General features: G+C 72.2%; 17 protein-coding genes. 5 read left to right on the top strand and 12 right to left on the bottom strand.

The features are described from left to right. Positions 1-19: 19 nt before the first annotated feature. A complete protein-coding gene (locus ABZX40_RS25030; RefSeq protein WP_355731944.1) occupies positions 20-631 on the bottom strand; it encodes a TetR/AcrR family transcriptional regulator in 612 nt (203 codons plus the stop codon). A gap of 113 nt (positions 632-744) precedes the next feature. On the opposite strand from ABZX40_RS25030, the gene ABZX40_RS25025 reads away from it, so the two are divergent. Further along, on the top strand, positions 745-3,237 hold the full coding sequence (locus ABZX40_RS25025; RefSeq protein WP_355731946.1) for a glycoside hydrolase family 3 C-terminal domain-containing protein: 2,493 nt from the start codon (positions 745-747) through the stop codon (positions 3,235-3,237). Between the two features lie 116 nt (positions 3,238-3,353). Here the strand turns inward: ABZX40_RS25025 and ABZX40_RS25020 are convergent, their stop codons facing one another. Together ABZX40_RS25020 and ABZX40_RS25015 are read right to left on the bottom strand one after the other, a co-directional pair. Continuing rightward, positions 3,354-4,313 (bottom strand): aldose epimerase family protein, encoded by a 960-nt coding sequence (locus ABZX40_RS25020; RefSeq protein WP_355731948.1) that lies wholly within the window; start codon positions 4,311-4,313, stop codon positions 3,354-3,356. Between the two features lie 60 nt (positions 4,314-4,373). Next, positions 4,374-5,285, bottom strand: coding sequence for an SGNH/GDSL hydrolase family protein (locus ABZX40_RS25015; protein WP_355731950.1), 912 nt, complete (start codon positions 5,283-5,285; stop codon positions 4,374-4,376). A 248-nt stretch (positions 5,286-5,533) separates the two neighbouring features. On the opposite strand from ABZX40_RS25015, the gene ABZX40_RS25010 reads away from it, so the two are divergent. Beyond that, positions 5,534-6,028, top strand: a complete 495-nt coding sequence (locus ABZX40_RS25010) for a DUF3145 domain-containing protein (RefSeq protein WP_355731952.1) — start codon at positions 5,534-5,536, stop codon at positions 6,026-6,028. A 325-nt stretch (positions 6,029-6,353) separates the two neighbouring features. Here ABZX40_RS25010 and ABZX40_RS25005 read toward each other — a convergent pair whose 3' ends face one another. From ABZX40_RS25005 to fasR, 5 genes are all read right to left on the bottom strand, one after another. After that, positions 6,354-7,628, bottom strand: coding sequence for a beta-ketoacyl-[acyl-carrier-protein] synthase family protein (locus ABZX40_RS25005; protein ID WP_355731954.1), 1,275 nt, complete (start codon positions 7,626-7,628; stop codon positions 6,354-6,356). Between the two features lie 85 nt (positions 7,629-7,713). Then, complete coding sequence (locus ABZX40_RS25000) at positions 7,714-7,962, bottom strand: acyl carrier protein (RefSeq protein WP_212910420.1); 249 nt, start codon at positions 7,960-7,962, stop codon at positions 7,714-7,716. A gap of 77 nt (positions 7,963-8,039) precedes the next feature. Then, positions 8,040-9,074: a ketoacyl-ACP synthase III gene (locus ABZX40_RS24995; protein ID WP_355731956.1), complete on the bottom strand. Its 1,035-nt coding sequence runs from the start codon at positions 9,072-9,074 to the stop codon at positions 8,040-8,042. Between the two features lie 17 nt (positions 9,075-9,091). After that, positions 9,092-10,057: an ACP S-malonyltransferase gene (locus ABZX40_RS24990; protein ID WP_355732136.1), complete on the bottom strand. Its 966-nt coding sequence runs from the start codon at positions 10,055-10,057 to the stop codon at positions 9,092-9,094. Between the two features lie 89 nt (positions 10,058-10,146). Next, on the bottom strand, positions 10,147-11,352 hold the full coding sequence (gene fasR, locus ABZX40_RS24985; protein WP_355731958.1) for a fatty acid biosynthesis transcriptional regulator FasR: 1,206 nt from the start codon (positions 11,350-11,352) through the stop codon (positions 10,147-10,149). 89 nt (positions 11,353-11,441) lie between these two features. Here fasR and ABZX40_RS24980 point away from each other — a divergent pair, with 89 nt between their 5' ends. Further along, complete coding sequence (locus tag ABZX40_RS24980) at positions 11,442-12,092, top strand: pirin family protein (protein WP_355732138.1); 651 nt, start codon at positions 11,442-11,444, stop codon at positions 12,090-12,092. A 244-nt stretch (positions 12,093-12,336) separates the two neighbouring features. Here ABZX40_RS24980 and ABZX40_RS24975 read toward each other — a convergent pair whose 3' ends face one another. Further along, entirely contained in the window at positions 12,337-13,161 is an 825-nt protein-coding gene (locus ABZX40_RS24975) for a serine hydrolase domain-containing protein (protein ID WP_355731960.1), read from the bottom strand. An 86-nt stretch (positions 13,162-13,247) separates the two neighbouring features. Between ABZX40_RS24975 and ABZX40_RS24970 the strand changes: the two genes are divergently transcribed. Together ABZX40_RS24970 and ABZX40_RS24965 are read left to right on the top strand one after the other, a co-directional pair. After that, positions 13,248-13,742, top strand: a complete 495-nt coding sequence (locus tag ABZX40_RS24970; protein WP_355731962.1) for a MerR family transcriptional regulator — start codon at positions 13,248-13,250, stop codon at positions 13,740-13,742. Next, complete coding sequence (locus ABZX40_RS24965) at positions 13,739-14,755, top strand: aldo/keto reductase (RefSeq protein WP_355731964.1); 1,017 nt, start codon at positions 13,739-13,741, stop codon at positions 14,753-14,755. Before ABZX40_RS24970 ends, ABZX40_RS24965 begins: the two co-directional genes overlap by 4 nt. 15 nt (positions 14,756-14,770) lie before the next feature. On the opposite strand, the gene ABZX40_RS24960 is transcribed toward ABZX40_RS24965, so the two are convergent. From ABZX40_RS24960 to ABZX40_RS24950, 3 genes are all read right to left on the bottom strand, one after another. After that, the gene (locus ABZX40_RS24960) at positions 14,771-15,643 is read right to left on the bottom strand and encodes a DUF4429 domain-containing protein (RefSeq protein ID WP_355731966.1); all 873 of its coding nucleotides are present in this window, start codon (positions 15,641-15,643) and stop codon (positions 14,771-14,773) included. A gap of 45 nt (positions 15,644-15,688) precedes the next feature. After that, positions 15,689-16,906, bottom strand: a complete 1,218-nt coding sequence (locus ABZX40_RS24955; protein WP_355731968.1) for an alpha/beta hydrolase — start codon at positions 16,904-16,906, stop codon at positions 15,689-15,691. Between the two features lie 202 nt (positions 16,907-17,108). Next, positions 17,109-17,759, bottom strand: coding sequence for a TetR family transcriptional regulator (locus ABZX40_RS24950; RefSeq protein ID WP_355731970.1), 651 nt, complete (start codon positions 17,757-17,759; stop codon positions 17,109-17,111). Positions 17,760-17,814: the final 55 nt, after the last annotated feature.

The following is a 17,814-nucleotide window of genomic DNA, read 5'->3' as shown; positions in this document are numbered from 1 at the left end:
TGACCCTGGCCATAGCGTGTTACGCGGGTGATGTCTCCGTGGGGCCGGAGTCGCCGGGGTCCTCGCCCAGCAGCCGCAGGAAGTCCCGGAACGCGCCCGGCATGTCCACCGACTCCGGGTCCAGCAGCCACTGGTACTGGAGCCCGTCCATCACCGCCACCAGCAGCGGCGCGGTCCGCTCCGGCGTCAGCCCGTTCGGCAGCCGGTCGCCGTACTCGGCGCGCAGCACCGCCGTCATCGCCTCCCGGACCCGGGTGTAGCGCTCGGTGAAGTAGCGGCGCGCCGGATGGCCCTCGGTGACGCTCTCGCCGAGCAGCGCGGAGAAGGTCTGGATGATGCCGGGGCGCATCGCGTTGTAGTCGACCAGCGAGGTCAGCAGGTCCAGCCGCCAGCGGGTGTCCGGCAGCGCGTCCCACTGGTCCCGCTCCTGGAGCACGGCGACCAGCAGCGCGTCCTTGGTCGGGTAGTAGTGCAGCAGGCCCTGCTGGGTGAGGCCGACCCGCTCGGCGACGGCGGCCAGGCTGGCGCCCCGGTAACCGCGCTCGGCGATCACCTCCAGAGCCGCCCGGACGATCTCCGCTCGCCGCTCCTCGCTCCTGACCCTGGCGCTCATGCCCTCACCGTACGGCATGAGCATGATGTGAAAGGGGAGAAAAATAACGAGGAGATAACAAAACCTACCGACCTACAGGTATCGGATGCACGATGGAGGAGAGCCGCACGCCACGACGAGGAGGCCGCCCGATGACGACGACCCCGGGACACCCGACCACCACCCCCACCCCCAGCCCCGCCGAGCGGAGCGAGGACGCGGCCCGCGAGGCCGTCGTGAGCGCCGCGCTCGCCGCCCTCGATCTGGATACCAAGACCCGGCTGCTCGCCGGTCAGGACATGTGGCGGCTGCCCGCGGTCCCGGAGATCGGCCTCGCCCCGCTGGTGATGTCGGACGGGCCGATCGGGGTGCGGGGCCGCCGCTGGAGCGCCGACGACCCGTCCGTCGCCCTGCCCTCCCCGACCGCGCTGGCCGCCACCTGGGACCCGGACCTCGCCGAGCGGGCCGGGGTCCTGCTCGCCCAGGAGGCCCGCCGCAAGGGCGTCCACGTCCTGCTCGCCCCGACCGTCAATCTGCACCGCTCACCGCTCGGCGGACGCCACTTCGAGGCGTACAGCGAGGACCCCTACCTCACCGGCCGGATCGGCACCGGATACGTCCGGGGCGTGCAGTCCGGCGGGGTCGGCACCACCGTCAAGCACTTCGTCGCCAACGACGCCGAGACCGACCGCTTCACCGTCGACAACCGGATCGGGGCGCGCGCCCTGCGCGAGCTGTATCTCGCCCCGTTCGAGGCGATCGTCGAGAACGCCCACCCCTGGGGCATCATGACCGCCTACAACTCCGTCAACGGCCCGACCATGACCGAGCACCGGTATCTGGTCAACGAGGTGCTCCGGGGCGAATGGGGCTTCGACGGCGCCAATGTCTCCGACTGGACGGCCGCCCGCGACACCGCCGCCGCCCTCACCGGCGGCCTGGACATCGCCATGCCCGGCCCCAGGACCGTCTACGGCCCCGCCCTCGCCCAGGCCGTCCGCGACGGCTCCGTACCCGAGGCCGCCGTCGACACCGCCGTCCGCAACGTCCTGCGGCTCGCCGCCCGCGTCGGGATCCTGGACGGCGCCGAACCCGCCGTCACCACCCCGCCCGCGCCGGTCGACGGCGAGGCCCTGGCCCGCGAGATCGCCCGCCGCTCCTTCGTCCTGGTCCGCAACGAGCCCACCGGCACCGGCGGCCCCGTCCTCCCCCTCCCACCCGGCGCCACCGTCGCCCTGTCCGGCGCCGCCGCCCGCGACGCCCGGATCCTCGGCGGCGGCTCCGCCACCGTCTTCCCGGCCCGGACCGTCTCCCCGCTCGACGGCCTCACCGCCGCCCTCCCCGAGGGCGCCCTCACCTACACCGTCGGCGCCGACCCCAGCACCGAGATGGCCGTCGCCGACCGCGGCTTCACCCTCCGCACGGTCTGCCGGGACGCCGACGGCGAGATCCTCGGCACCGCCTCCGCACCCAGCGGCCACCTCCAGTGGATGGACGGCGATCTGCCCGGCGGCGTCACCCACGACCGCCTCCACACCGTCGAACTCACCGGCACCTACACCCCCCGCACCACCGGCACCCACACCTTCGGCATCCGGGGCGCGGGCGCCTTCACCCTCACCCTCGGCGGCCGGACCCACTTCGACGCCCTCCAGGCACCCTCCGAGGGCGACCCCTTCGAGGCGCTCTTCGGCCCCCCGGTGCCCCGCGCCGAGGTGGACCTCACCGCGGGTGAACCCGTCGAGGTCTCCCTCACCCAGGTCGTCGCCCTGCCCGCGGACCTCCCGCTGAAGATCATCACCTTCTCCCTCACCCACCAGGAACCCCGGCGCGACGCCGACGCCCTGATCGCCGAGGCCGTCGCGGCGGCCCGCGCCGCCGACACCGCCGTCGTCGTGGTCGCCACCACCGACCGGGTGGAGTCCGAGGGCTTCGACCGCACCGATCTCGCCCTGCCCGGCCGCCAGGACGACCTGGTCCGCGCGGTCGCCGCCGCCAACCCGCGCACGGTCGTGGTCGTGAACGCCGGGTCCCCGGTCGAACTGCCCTGGCGCGACGAGGTGGCCGCCGTGCTGCTCACCTGGTTCCCCGGCCAGGAGGGCGGCGCCGCCCTCGCCGAGGTCCTCACCGGCGCCGAGGAACCCGGCGGACGCCTCCCCACCACCTGGGGCACCCTCGCCGACGCCCCCGTCACCGAGGTCACCCCCACCGACGGCGTCCTCGACTACCGCGAGGGCGTCCTCATCGGCTACCGCGCCTGGGAACGCGCCGGCCGCACCCCCGTCCACCCCTTCGGCCACGGCCTCGGCTACACCACCTGGGCCTACGAGACGATCGAGGCGCACGGCGGCACCGTCACCGTCCGCGTCCGCAACACCGGCGACCGCCCCGGCCGCGAGACCGTCCAGCTCTACCTCGCCCCCACCGACCCCGACCCCGACCGCCCGGCCCGCTGGCTGGCCGGTTTCGCCTCCGTCGAGGCCGCCCCCGGCGAAAGCGCCGACGCCGTGATCGAACTACCCCGCCGCGCTTTCGAGATCTGGCACGAACCGACCGCCTCCTGGTCGTTTGTGAAGGGTTCGTACGAGATCCAGGCCGGTCGTTCGATCATCGACCGCGCGCTCACCGTGACGACTACTGTCTGATCGAGGGCGATTCGTCCCGCTGGTGAGCCCCGGCCCGGAACCTGACACCCGGGCCGGGGCTCACGCGCCCTCCCCGGACCACCGCGCGCCGCACCCGCACACCGCTTCCGACCGGATCAGCGCGCGCCGAACCCGTACACCGTCTCCGAGCGGTACACCCCGCCCGGCCGCAGCACGGTGTCCGGGAACTCCGGCCGGTTCGGCGAGTCCGGGAAGTGCTGGGTCTCCAGGGCGATCCCGGCGCCCGGCGCGAACGGCTCACCCAACCGGTCGGCGGCGTAGAGCTGGATACCGGGCTCCGTCGTCGCCACCGTCACAAACCGCCCCGACACCGGGTCGGACAGCTCCGCGACCTCCACCGGCCCGGCGGTCACACCCTTGTCGAGGACGAGATTGTGGTCGTACCCCGCCCCGACCGTACGGGCGGTACGGAAGTCGAAGCGGGTGCCCTCCACCGGTTCCGTGCCCGTCGGGATCTCATCGGCGCCCACCGGCAGATAGCGCGAGGCGGCGACCCGCAGCACCTGCCCGCCAGCGCCCCCCGGCCCGCCGGTCAGATTGAAGTAGCTGTGCTGCGTCAGATTCACCGGCGTCGGCGCGTCCGTCACCGCCTCGTACACCACCCGCAGCGCTCCCGCCGGGTCCAGCGCATAGGTCACCGCCACCTCCAGACGCCCCGGATACCCCTCCTCGCCATGCGCGCTGACCCGGCTGAGCCGCACCCCGTGCGCCAGCGGCTCGCCGTCCCACACCCGCTTGTCGAAGCCCCGCTCCCCGCCGTGCAGCGCGTTGCCGCCGTGGTTGCGGGCCAGGGCGTACGTCAGCCCGTCCAGCGGGAACCGGCCGCCGGCGATCCGGTTGGCGTACCGCCCCACCAGCGCCCCGACATACGGCCCCGGATGCGACAGATACCCGTCGAGATCCGCGAACCCCAGCACCACCTCCACCCCGCCCGGCACCTCGACCGACTGCACGATCCCGCCGTACGACAGCACCCGCACCCGTACGCCCGCGCGCTCGAAGGTCCAGCGCCGCACCCGGGTGCCGTCGGGCAGGGTGCCGAAATGTTCGCTCATGATCAAAACCCTAGAGCCTGCCACCGCCGCCCGGTATCGCTCAGCACTGCTGGGCGCTGCTCAGCGCTGCTCGGCGGTGACGGCCCGGTAGGCGATCTCGGCCAGCCGCGCCTGGCCGTCCTTGCTGGGATGGAACCAGTCCCAGTGGCTCAGCTGATCTGTACCGAACTCGTAGTCGAACACCGCGCCCCCGTCGAACCGGCAGCGCTTGTCCGCCTCGCACACCTCCCGCAGCACGTCGTTGTACTGCTGGACTCGCTCCTGCACCGTCTGCCGGCGGTCCGTCGCCGCCGCGTCCAGCGCGTCCGCGTCGCCCAGCATCGACGGGCAGATGCCCAGCTTCCACACCTGCTTGCCCAGCGGGTTCGTCCGCCCCTGTGACCACAGCCGCAGCAGATCCGGCACACTCGCCACATACAACTGCGCCGTGGGCGCCCCGCGCCGCAGCGCCGCCACCGCGTCCTCGAACGCCTGCCGGAACTCCGCCACCGGTGTCATCGCCCGCACCGACGCCCGGCAGGCGTCGTTCGCCCCCGCCATCACCGTCACCAACTCCGGGTCGCGGGTCGCCGCCTGGGCCATCTGGCCGGGCAGATCCGCCATCCGGGCGCCCGTCTCCGCGTAGTTCCAGCTGTGCGAGGCCGCCCGCGCGCTGCCCAGCAGCCGTACGGCCAGCGACTCGACCTCCGGGCTGCTGCCGGTCGCCCAGGACACCTCCGGGCAGTCCGACAGGACCGTACAGGCGTCGAAACCACGGGTGATGGAGTCCCCGACCGCCGCCACCGACTCCGGGCTCACATCCCACCGCGGGGTCGGTCTCGGCGCGGGCTGCGCCTTCTTCTCCGCCTCCGCAGAGCCGTCCCCGCCCACGGCATCACAGCCCGACACTCCCACCACGACCGCCGTCACCGCGGCGCACAGGGACAACGCCCACGTCCCCGAACGCCACCGCACACCCCGACCGATCCCCACAAAGCCCTCCTCGCGCGGTCACCGTCCCCACCTCATAAGAACGCGCGAGGGTTCCCGGCACCTGACACGGATCGCCATCCGGCCGCACAGGCGTCCTGCCGGGTGAATGGCGACGGTTTCCCGGCCCCGGGACCGACGGTACGTCACACTCCTTGCGCCGCCGCACGGTAGCCTCGCCATCGAACGTGGCTGCCGGCCACCGCCGCCCAGCCGCCGCACATATTGTCCCGCTCAGCCCGGAGGTCCCGGTGACGACACGTGGAGTTCTGTACGTGCACTCCGCTCCGCGCGCGCTGTGCCCACATGTCGAGTGGGCCGTCGCCGGAGTGCTGGGCACGCGCGTCAGCCTCGACTGGATCCGGCAGCCCGCCGCGCCCGGTACCTGGCGCTCGGAGTTCTCCTGGAAGGGCCAGGTGGGCACCGCCTCCAAACTCGCCTCCGCCCTGCGCGGCTGGCAGCTCCTGCGCTTCGAGGTCACCGCGGAGCCGTGTGCCACGGCGGAGGGGGAGCGGTACAGCTGCACTCCCGACCTGGGCATCTTCCACGCGGTCACCGGGATCCACGGGGACATCCTGATCCCCGAGGACCGGTTGCGCGCCGCGCTCCAGCGCAGCGTGCGCGAAGGGACCGACCTCCAGTCCGACATCGCCGGCCTGCTCGGCAAGCCGTGGGACGACGAACTGGAACCGTTCCGCTACGCGGGCGAGGGGGCGCCGGTACGGTGGCTCCACCAGGTGGTGTAGCCCTACCGGGCGCGCCCTGGTGAGCCTCCTTCGCGCCGTGGTGTTTCGTCGGGTGCGGGTGGGATGTGGCCGGTCGCGCAGTTCCCCGCGCCCCTGGGTGGGTGGGGGTGCGGGTTGTTCGTCGGGTGCAGGTGAGTTGTGGCTGAGCGCGCAGTTCCCCGCGCCCCTAAAGGCCCTCCATCGCAACGCCGCTTCTTTTAGGGGCGCGGGGAACTGCGCGACCAGCCCCCACTCCGCCGCGCCCGAAACACAAACCGCACCACCCCGAACCAAACGGCCCGAACCCCTCAGGGGCTCGGGCCGAATGACAGGTGAACCGGCGGAGCTACACCGTGCGGAAGGCCAACACCACGTTGTGCCCCCCGAACCCGAACGAGTCGTTCAGCGCGGCGATCCGCCCTTCCACCGGCAGCTTCCGAGCCTCCCCCCGCACCACATCCGCGTTCGCCTCCGCCTCCGGATCGATGTTGTCCACATTGATCGTCGGCGGAGCCACCCGGTGGTACAGCGCGAGCACCGTCGCCACGGTCTCGATCCCGCCCGCGCCGCCCAGCAGATGCCCGGTCATGGACTTCGTCGCGGACACCGCGAAGTGGTCCACCTCGTCCCCGAACACCTTCCGCAGCGCCTTCAGCTCGGCGATGTCCCCGGCCGGCGTCGACGTCGCATGCGCGTTGACATGCATGATCTCCGTCGGGTCCAGGTCGGTCCGGTCCAGCAGGTTCCGCAGGGCCTGGGAGATCCCCCGCCCCTCCGGCTCCGGCTGCACGATGTCATGGGCGTCGGCCGAGATGCCCTGCCCGACCGCCTCCGCGTACACCCGCGCCCCGCGCGCCGCCGCGTGTTCGGCGGACTCCAGGACGATCACGCCCGCGCCCTCACCGAGCACGAAGCCATCGCGGTCGACGTCGTAGGGACGCGACGCGCCCTGCGGGTTCTCGTTGTTCTTGGACATCGCCATCATGTTGCCGAACGCGGCGATCGGCAGCGGATGGATCGCCGCCTCCGTACCGCCCGCGACCACGATGTCGGCGCGGCCGGAGCGGATCATCTCAATGGCGTAGCCGATGGCCTCCGCGCCCGAGGCGCACGCGGAGACCGGGGTGTGCACCCCGGCGCGCGCACCCACGGCCAGCCCGACGTTCGCCGAGGGACCGTTCGGCATCAGCATCGGCACGGTGTGCGGGGAGACCCGCCGGACGCCCTTCTCCTTCAGTACGTCGTACTGGTCGAGCAGCGTCGTCACCCCCCCGATGCCGGAGGCGATGACCGCGCCGAGCCGGTCGGGGTCCACGACCCCGCCGTCCTCGCCCGCCTTGGCGGTGAACCCGGCGTCCGCCCATGCCTCACGGGCCGCGATCAGCGCAAACTGCGCCGAGCGGTCCAGTCGGCGGGCCTGCGGCCGGGGAATGATCTCGGTGGGCTCCACGGCCACCGGCGCGGCGATCCGCACCGCCTGGTCCGCGGCCCAGTCCTGGTCGAGGGTCTTGACGCCGGAGCGGCCGGCGACGAGACCCTCCCAGGTCGAGGCTGCGTCGCCACCCAGCGGTGTGGTTGCGCCGATACCGGTGACGACCACGGTGCGATTGGTCGGGCTCACGGGAACTCTCTCTCCAAACGGATACAAGGGTCAGCGGCGCCACCGCCGGGTGGCGGGGCGGGCCGGACCTGCCGGCCCGGCCGGCTCAGGACTGGTGCTTGAGGATGTAGTCGGTGGCGTCACCGACGGTCTTGAGGTTCTTGACGTCGTCGTCGGGGATCTTGACGTCGAAGCGCTCCTCGGCGGCGACGACGACCTCGACCATGGACAGCGAGTCGACGTCCAGGTCGTCGGTGAAGGACTTGTCCAGCTGGACGTCCTCAACCGGGATCCCGGCGATCTCGTTCACGATCTCCGCGAGACCGGCGACGATCTCTTCCTGAGTGGCGGCCATTGTGGCGCTCCTTCTTTTCTTCTCAGAGGGTGTGGCGGTGCGCTCCCCGCCGGACAGCATGATCCGGCACGGAGTGCCTAGGGGAGGGTAACGACAGAGGCGGCGTAGACGAGACCCGCCCCGAATCCGATGACGAGCGCGGTGTCACCGCTCTTCGCCTCGCCGGTCGCCAAGAGCCGCTCCATGGCGAGCGGGATCGAGGCGGCCGAGGTGTTGCCGGTGGTGCGTACATCACGGGCGACCGTGACCGTCTCCGGCAGTTTGAGGGTCTTGACCATCGAGTCGATGATCCGCTCGTTGGCCTGGTGCGGAATGAAGACGTCCAGTTCATCGGCGCTGATCCCGGCCGCGTCCAGCGCCTGCTGGGCGACCTTCGCCATCTCGAACACGGCCCAGCGGAAGACGGCCTGGCCCTCCTGGGTGATGGCCGGGAATTTCACCTTCCCCTGGCTGTCCACGGGCAGCCCGGAGACATCGCCGCCGACCCGGTACCGGTCCCAGGGCACGGTCTGCTTGATGGTCTCCGACTTGTCGCCCTCGGAGCCCCAGACGGTCGGCCCGATGGCGGGTTCGGTGGAGGGGCCCACGACGATCGCGCCGGCGCCGTCACCGAACAGGAAGGCCGTCGCCCGGTCCTCCAGATCGGTCAGATCGCTGAGCCGTTCCACGCCGATGACCAGCACATATTCCGCCGAGCCCTCGACGACCAGGCTCTTGGCCAGGGTCAGCCCGTAGCCGAAGCCCGCGCAGCCGGCCGAGATGTCGAACGCGGCGGCCTTGTCGGTGCCCAGTTTGTCGGCGATCTCGGTGGCCACGGCCGGGGTCTGCTTGAAGTGCGAGACGGTCGACACGACGACCGCGCCGATCTGCTCGGCGGTGATCCCGGCGTCGGCGATGGCCTTGCCGGACGCCTCGATCGACATGGCGGCGACGGTCTCCTCGTCGTTCGCCCAGTGCCGGGTCTCGATGCCGGAGCGGGACCGGATCCATTCGTCGGAGGAGTCGATCTTCTCCAGGATCACCTCGTTGGGCACCACCCGGACCGGCCGGTAGCCGCCGACCCCGAGGATGCGCGCGTACGGGGCGCCCTTGCTTGGTTTGATCTTCGACATGGCCCGGAGGGCTCCTTTCAGGCGCCCGCCGCGTCGGCGGCAGAGGGGGACGTCTCAGCGGTCTCAGCGGTCTCGGCGATGAGCTGACGGGCGGCGTCGAGGTCGGCGGGGGTCTTCAGGGCGAGGGTCCGGACGCCGGGCAGCGCGCGCTTGGCGAGGCCGGTGAGGGTGCCACCGGGGCACACCTCCAGCAGCGCGGTCACGCCCAGCTCCTTGAAGGTCTCCATGCACAGATCCCAGCGCACCGGGTTGGCGACCTGGCCGACCAGCCGCTCCAGCACCTCGGTGCCGGTGGCGACGGTCCGCCCGTCCTTGTTGGAGACATAGGTGACGGTGGGATCGGCCGGGACGAGACCGGCGGCGGCGGAGGCCAGCGCCTCGACGGCCGGGGCCATATGGGCGGTGTGGAAGGCGCCGGCCACCTTGAGCGGGATGACCTTGCGGACACCCTCGGGCTTGTCCTCGGCGAGCGCGGCGAGCTGCTCCAGGGTGCCGGCGGCGACGATCTGCCCGGCGCCATTGACATTGGCCGGGGTCAGACCGAGCTGCTCCAGATGCTTCACCGACACCTCGGGGTCACCGCCGAGCAGCGCCGACATCCCGGTCTCGGTCACCGCGGCGGCCTCGGCCATCGCCAGCCCCCGGGTCCGTACGAGGGTCAGCGCGGCGGTGTCGTCCAGCACACCCGCGAAGGCGGCGGCCGTGATCTCGCCGACGCTGTGACCGGCGACGGCACCGGGGCGCACCGCGGCGATGTCACCGAGTGCCGCGGCGGACAGCAGTCCGGCCGCGACCAGCAGCGGCTGCGCCACGGCGGTGTCCCGGATCTCGTCCGCGTCGGCGTGCGTGCCGTAGCGGGCGAGGTCGAGGCCGATGGCGTCCGACCACGCGGCGACACGGTCGGCGGCGCCGGGCAGTTCGAGCCAGGGGGTCAGGAAGCCGGGCGCCTGGGCGCCCTGGCCGGGAGCGACGAGTACGAGCACACTCACACTCTCTCTTGGGGACGGCCAACGCCGCCCGTGGGGACAGGGACGAAGAACGACAGGGGGTTTTGTGGAAGGCCGACAAAACCCTAGGGCTGAAGATCTCCATCGGCCAGCCGCCCCAGGATCAGCGCGATCCGCAAAGTGAACGCAGATCGTACATCCGACGGCGACCAACCGGTGACGTCAGTCACACGTCGAAGCCGGTAGCGCACGGTGTTGGGGTGGACGAAGAGCATGCGGGCGGCGCCTTCGAGGCTGCTCGCCTGTTCGAGATAGACGGAGAGGGTCTCCAGCAGTGCCGAGCCGGCCTCTTCCAGTGGTCTGTAGATCTCCTCCACCAGTTGCTCACGGGCACTGGGATCACCCGCGATGGCGCGCTCCGGCAGCAGATCGTCCGCGAGCACCGGGCGGGGGGCGTCCTGCCAGGCGGTGCACGCCTTCAGCCCCGCCGCGGCGGCCTGCGCGGACCGGGTGGCGGCCAGCAGATCGGGCACCACGGGCCCGGCGACGACAGGTCCGGCCGCATAGGGCCCGATCAGGGACTTCGCGACGGCCAGCGGGTTGTCGCTGCCGCCCGCGATGACCACGAGACGGTCCCCGAGGACGCCCGTGAGGACCTGGAGCTTGGCGTGCCGGGCGGCCCGCCGGATCGCCTCCACGGTCAGCTCGGAGTCCCCGTCGGGCGCGGTCCCGAGCAGCACGCACACATGGTCCGGCGAGTTCCAGCCGAGCGCCGCCGCCCGTGACACGGCCCCTTCGTCGGCCTCGCCGCTCAGCACGGCGTTGACCACCAGCGACTCCAGCCGCGCGTCCCAGGCACCGCGTGCCTCGGCGGCCTGGGCGTAGACCTGGGCGGTGGCGAAGGCGATCTCCCGCGCGTAGACGAGCAGCGCCTCGCGCAGCACACCCTCGTCCCCCGGGGCCGCCACCTCGTCGATCGCGGACTCCATCACCTCGATCGTCGTCCGCACCATCTCCACCGTCTGGCGCAGGGTGATGGCCCGGGTCAGCTCGCGGGGCGCGGTGCCGAACACATCCGTGGAGATCGCCTGGGGCGCGTCCGGACGCCGGAACCATTCGGTGAAGGCGGCGATACCGGCCTGGGCGACCAGCCCGATCCAGGAACGGTTCTCCGGTGGCATGGCCCGGTACCACGGCAGTGTCTCGTCCATGCGCGCGATGGCCTGGGCGGCGAGGCTTCCGGAGGACTTCTCCAGCCGCTTCAGGGTCGCGGGGTGGGGGTGGACTTCGGGCGCGGGCACGTCGTTCCTGCCGGTCTCGGGTTCGGGCACGGCACAAGACTGCCCTATCCGGATGGCTCGGTCGCCTTCGGGGCGCTTTATGCCGGTGCGGCGCCGCCGGGTCTACGGTGGTGGACGTGATGGACGTACGGCACGCCGAGCAGCGCTACCCCGGGGGCGACGAGGCCGCCGGCATCGACACCCGCCACGCCTTCTCCTTCGGCCCGCACTACGACCCGGGCAACCTCCGGTTCGGCGCGCTGATCGCCTGCAACGAGGAGCGGCTGGCACCCGGCGCGGGCTTCGGCGAACACCCGCACAGCCACACCGAGATCGTCACCTGGGTGGTGGAGGGCGAGCTGACCCACCGTGACTCGGCGGGCCATGAGACGGTGATCCGTCCCGGGGACGTCCAGCGGCTCAGCGCCGCGTCGGGCGTCCGCCATGTGGAGCGCAACGCGGGCCCTCGCGGGCTGGTCTTCCTCCAGATGTGGCTGGCCCCGCTGACGCCGGGCGGCGATCCGTCCTACGAGGTGGTCCGGGGCATCGCCGACGCGACGCCGTACGCCGTGCCGGAGGCGGGGGCGATGCTGCATGTCCGGCGGCTGGGGGTGGGGGAGCGGACGGCGATTCCCGACGCGGGTCATGTCTACGTCCATGTGGTGCGGGGGGAGGCGGGGATCGGCGCGGAGGTTCTTCTCCCGGGGGACTCGGCCCGCATCAGGGATGCGGAGGGGTGGGAGGGGGTGGGGGTGACTCCGTCGGAGCTGCTGATCTGGGAGATGAAGTGAGGGTGCTTCGTCGTCTGCGGGTGCGCTGTGGCTGGTCGCGCAGTTCCTCCCCCAGAGGGGGTACCCCCAGCGCCCCTAAAAGCAGGGCGTTGCCGCCCCGCCGCTCCGCAGAGCCCCTCCCGCCCTAGCTGCGGGCAGTCGTGCCGCTGGGGCGATGGGGGTCCCCCCGCGCGAGCGAAGCCGAGCGTGGGGGAGGGTGGGCGCAGCGGCACCCCGCTCGCGCGGGTGAGCGACACCCCCCGCGTCAGCCCTCCCCCACCTCACCCAGCACCGCATCCGTGAACCCCGGCCACGTCTCCACCGCCCAGGGGCCGAAGACCCGGTCCGTCAGGGCAACGCAGCCGACCCCCGCCCCCGGGTCGATCCACAGAAACGTCCCGGCCTGCCCGAAGTGACCGAACGTCCCCGCCGACGACAGCGCCCCCGTCCAGTGCGGCGACTTCCCACCCCGGATCTCGAACCCCAGCCCCCAGTCGTTCGGGTTCTGCAACCCGTACCCCGGCAGCACCCCCTTCGTCCCCGGGAACTGCACCCGCATCGCCTCCGCGACCGTCCGCGGATCCAGCAGCCGCGGCGCCTGCACCTCCGCCGCGAACCGCAGCAGATCGGCGACGCAGGACACCCCGTCCTTCGCCGGGGACCCCGCCAGGGAGGTGGACGTCATGCCCAGCGGGTCCAGTACCGCCTGCCGGACGTACTCCGGGAAGGGCATCTCCGTCGCCTCGGCCACATACTCCCCGAGCTGCTCGAACCCGGCGTTGGAGTACAGCCGTCGCTCACCCGGCCGCGCGCTCACCCGGTGTTCGTCGAAGGCCAGTCCGGAGGTGTGCGCCAGCAGATGCCGGACCGTGGAGCCGTCCGGGCCCGCCGGGTCGTCCAGCTCCAGCGCGCCCTCCTCGTACGCCACCAGCACCGCGTAGGCGGCGATCGGCTTGGTGACCGAGGCCAGCGCGAACACCCGGTCGGCCGGTCCGTGCACCCCCAGTACCGTGCCATCGGCCCGGACGACCCCGGCCGCCGCGTGCGGCACCGGCCAGTTCTCGATCAGCGCAAGACTCTTCAGCGACATACGGCCGAGCTTAGAACCCCCCTCCGCCCCCGCTCTCCCGGCCTCCACTTGCTTGGAGTGCACTCCAAGGTTCTAGCGTGGAAGCCATGACGGTGATGCACTCCACGGCCGTGACCGCGACCGAGACCGAGGCAGTACCCACCCCCGCGGACATCTGCGCCGCCCCGCCCCGGCGCCATCCCCGGCCCGATGGACAGGACCGCTACACCATCAGTGAGGTCGTCGCCTTCACCGGGCTGTCCGCGCACACCCTGCGCTGGTACGAGCGGATCGGGCTGATGTCCCACATCGACCGCTCCCACACCGGCCAGCGCCGATACTCCAACCGCGACCTCGACTGGCTCGACCTGGTCGGAAAGCTGCGGCTGACCGGGATGCCGGTCGCCGACATGGTCCGGTACGCGGAGCTGGTGCGCGAGGGCGAGAACACCTACGGCGAGCGGCACGAACTGCTCCAGGCCACCCGCCGGGACGTACTGGCCCGTATCGCCGAACTCCAGGACACCCTCGCGGTGCTGGACCGCAAGATCAGTTTCTACGCGGACAGCCACCGCGGTACCGAAGCGGAGAACACCCGATGACGAACGGCAGGATCCGTACCGTACGACTCGGCGCCACCGGACCCGAGGTCGGGGTCCAGGGGCTGGGCTGCATGGGCATGAGCTTCGCCTACGGCCCCACCGACCAGGACGCCGCCCGCGCCACCCTCGACCGCGCCCTCGACCTCGGCGTCACCCTCTTCGACACCGCCGACGCCTACGGCAACGGCGACAACGAGCGTTTTCTGTCGCCGTTCTTCCGGGCGCACCGCGACGAGGTCGTCATCGCGACCAAGTTCGCCCTGCACATCCCGCCGGACGACCCGACCCGCCGGGTCATCCGCAACGATCCCCCGTACATCCGCCAGGCCGTCGAGGCCAGCCTCCAGCGGCTCGGCGTCGACGTCATCGATCTGTACTACATGCACCGGCGGGACGAGAACGTCCCGCTGGAAGACACCGTCGCCACCATGGCCGAGCTGGTGCGGGAGGGGAAGGTCAAGCATCTCGGGCTGAGCGAGGTCACCGCCGGTGAGCTGCGGGCCGCCCACGCCGTCCACCCGATCGCCGCGGTGCAGTCGGAGTGGTCGCTGTTCAGCCGGGACATCGAGGCGCAGGTCGTCCCGGCCGCCAAGGAACTGGGTGTCGCCCTCGTCCCGTACTCACCGCTCGGGCGAGGTTTCCTCACCGGGTCCTTCGTCAGTGCCGACAAGGAACTCGGCGCCGATGACTTCCGCCGCCAGCAGCCCCGTTTCACCGGCGACAACGCCGCCGCCAACGCCGCCCTGCTGGAGCCGGTGCGCACCGTCGCCGAGGCGCACGGGGCGAGCCTCGGGCAGATCGCCCTGGCCTGGGTGCAGACGCAGGCGCAGGTCTGGGGGCTGACGGTCGTCCCCATCCCCGGGACCCGCAGCGCGAGCCGCGTCGAGGAGAACACGGCGGCCACCCGGATCGCCCTCACCGCCGAGGAGATCGCCCTGCTGGACACCATCGGGCCGCAGGTGCGGGGCAGTCGGTACGCGGACATGCGGTTCGCGTCGGCGGGCCGGGAGTAACACCCCCGGCGCCCGCTACAGCTCCGCGAGGAGTTCCGCCTTCTTCACCGCGAACTCCTCGTCCGTCACCAGCCCGGCCCGGTGCAACTCGCCGAGGTGCCGGATCCGTTCGGCGACATCCGCCGGGTCGCGCCGGGCCGCCGCGGCGACCGGGACCACGGAGGCCGGTACCGCGTTCCGCGCCGCCGCGACCACCGCCGCGGCGAACGGCAGCGATTCATGCACCGGGCCGTAGCCCAGGCCGAAGACCACCGCGGCCGGATCCTGGTCCGGCTGCGCGGGGCGGCCCGCGCTCTCCCGGCGCAGCAGCCGCAGATGCCCCTCGAACACCTCGGGCGAGCGCCACTCGACCCCCGCGAGGTCGGCGACCCGGAAACTCTGGTCGCCGGCCTTCCACTTGGCCGACGACGCACCCGTCCAGAACCAGCGGAACGCCACCGTCGTCCCGTCGAAGGACGCCTTCGCGTCGTACGCCTTGAAGGACAGGGGGACCTCGGGCGCGGCCACCAGGTGCCGTTCGGCCGGGCCTGACTCGGTGAGCCGGGCGCGCAGTTCGTCGGCGTAGTACTCGGCGAGGGTCTCGCGCTCGGCGGGGAGCACCAGCCGGTACGGGTCGCTGCTCTCCTTGAGCTGTCCCGCCGCCGCCTCCATCAGGGGATCCGCGCCCGGCCGCGGCTCGGCGCGCAGCACGACCGTTCCGCGACGGCCGGGAGCGAGCGTCACACCCTGGAGCGCCGCCAGCGGCACCCGGCGTTCCCCCAGCGCCTGGAACAGCCTGGGTGTGCGAATCCCCCGTTCGTAGCGGATGAGCACGGAGTCGGACTCGAACTCCCAGGCGGCATGAAATCCGGCCAGTACGTCACCCATGCGGCTCATCGTATGCGGCATGAGCACCTCCGTCCCCTCCCCGCGCGAACCGCAGTTTCTCCGACTCTACGCGCGTCCGTCCCCGGCGTCTGCGGTCATATCGGTCATACATCGATCGTCATCCCCGGCGCAGCGCACCGAGCCATACGCGCCTACCCCGATCTCGGCGAAGTTGCGCAGACTCTCCGTCCCGGGTTCGAAGTACCCGGCGTGGCCGTGCGCCCCGACCGCCGACAGCACCCGCGCGCCGAACGCCCGGGACACCGGATCGGCCCCGTGCCCGAGGCCGCCCAGCTCCAGATAGGGCACGTCCTCGATCCAGTCGTCGGTGTCCCGCATCGCCCACACCCGCGCGGAACTGCTCAGCTGGGACGCCTTCTCGGCACGCATCCCCGGACTGCCGGCCACCGCGATGTCGGACACCCGGTCCGGCAGCACCCGCGCGGCCACCCCGCAGAGCACCGAGCCGTAGCTGTGGCAGAACAGCGAGACCGGGGCCGTGCCGGGCAGCGCCCGCACCAGGGCGTCCAGCCGGGCCGCGCCCTGGGCGGCGCGGGTGGCGGTCGCCGCCTCCATCCCGATCCCGCTGGGCGCGGTGTAGTCGGCCCAGGCGATCACCGCGGTACGGGTGCCGGGGCTCGCGGTGCGCTCGGCCCAGTAGAGCGACTCGGCCATCCCGGCGGGCGCCGAGTACTTGCGGTAGGTGCGCTGGAAGGTGAGCAGATCGGTGTCGACGCCGGGGACGACGACGGAGATCCGCTCGGCGCGGTCCAGGCTGCCGTACACCTCGGCGACCCGTCCGGAGCCGTCCGGGTCGAAGGCGAGGATGTGCCGCCCCGGTTCCATCAGTGCTTCCAGGCGGTGCATCCGGCGGCCCGCCTCGTGCTGTCCGCCGGGGGTGAGGCGGCTGTCGTGCATCCGGTCCCGCTCGATCCGACGGGCCTGGGCGAGGGCGATGCGGTTGGCCCGGTAGCGCAGTTCGGCGGGGGCGCCGTTCATGTTGCCGACCGCGAGCGGGTAGCGGTGGGCGAGCAGGGTGCGCTGGGCGGTGCTGAGCGAGGCGAAGAAGGTGGCGAGCCGGGCGGGCGTCGAGCGCGGGTCGGGGAGCCGGTGGCCGCCTATCCGCCCGTCCTCCCAGGCGGCGAGCGAGGTCCGGAGCGGGGTGTGGTCGCGCTGGCCGCGCAGCGCGGTCCAGCCGGTGGTCGCCAGCATCACGAAGACCACGGCCAGCGCGAGCAGCGCACGCCACACATTGAGCGTCGGGGAGGAGTCGAAGGAAGTCACTGGGAGGACACACTAGGAGAACGGGACGGTCTCGCGTGAATCGAGTGACGGCTCTCACGTTTGAGCCACGGCGGGCTGATCATGAGGTGGTGCGGGAGGTGCCCGTGGGGCGCTTGAGAGCCGCTCCCGGGGCTGGTCACAGGGCTGGTCACGGGGCCCACGGGGGCGGTTCGGGGCGGCGCGGGGGGCGCGCGGAAGTGCCCTACGGCGTACGCCAGTTCTCGGCCAGCGCCGGTCCCACCTGATCGAGGTAGCGGGCGGTGACGGCGCGCATGCCCGCCACGCTGTGGTCGTCCCCGGCGGTCCAGAGCCGCTCGGTGACCCGCATGACCCCGCCGAACAGCGCCACCGCCACCCGCGGCCGGGGATCCTCGTCCACATCGAGCCCCTCGCGCTCGGCGATCAGCCGCGCGAACCGCTCCTCCGTCTCCGCCGAGCGCCGCAGATGCGCCGCGAGCAGCACCGGCGTCGACTCGATCACCCGGTACATCCGCAGATACTGATCCACGGTCACCACCGACTCGATCCGCTCATGGATGGTGTCCCAGCCGTCCAGCACCGCCAGCCGCAGCGCCTCAAGCGGCGGTTCGTGCGCCGGGCGGGCCCGTACCGCCTCGTAGAAGTGCTCCACCGTCATCGCCTGGACGGCGAGGGCCGTCTCCTCCTTCCCGGCGAAGTAGCGGAAGAAGGTGCGCTGGGAGACATCGACGGCCTCGGTGATGGCGTCGACCGTGGTGCGGTCGTAGCCCCGGGTGGTGAACAGCTCGACGGCGGCGTGCAGCAGCGCGTCCCTGGTCCGCTGTTTCTTGCGCTCGCGCAACCCCGGTCCGGGCGAGCGGTCCAGCGTGTCCATCGGGCCCTCCATCGAACTGTTCTCCCTGCTCAGGGGAGATGTGAGTGACTTGACA

This window comes from Streptomyces sp. NPDC004610 (assembly GCF_040609715.1).
GTDB lineage: Bacteria > Actinomycetota > Actinomycetes > Streptomycetales > Streptomycetaceae > Streptomyces.
This window is presented reverse-complemented; position numbering and strand designations above follow the sequence as displayed.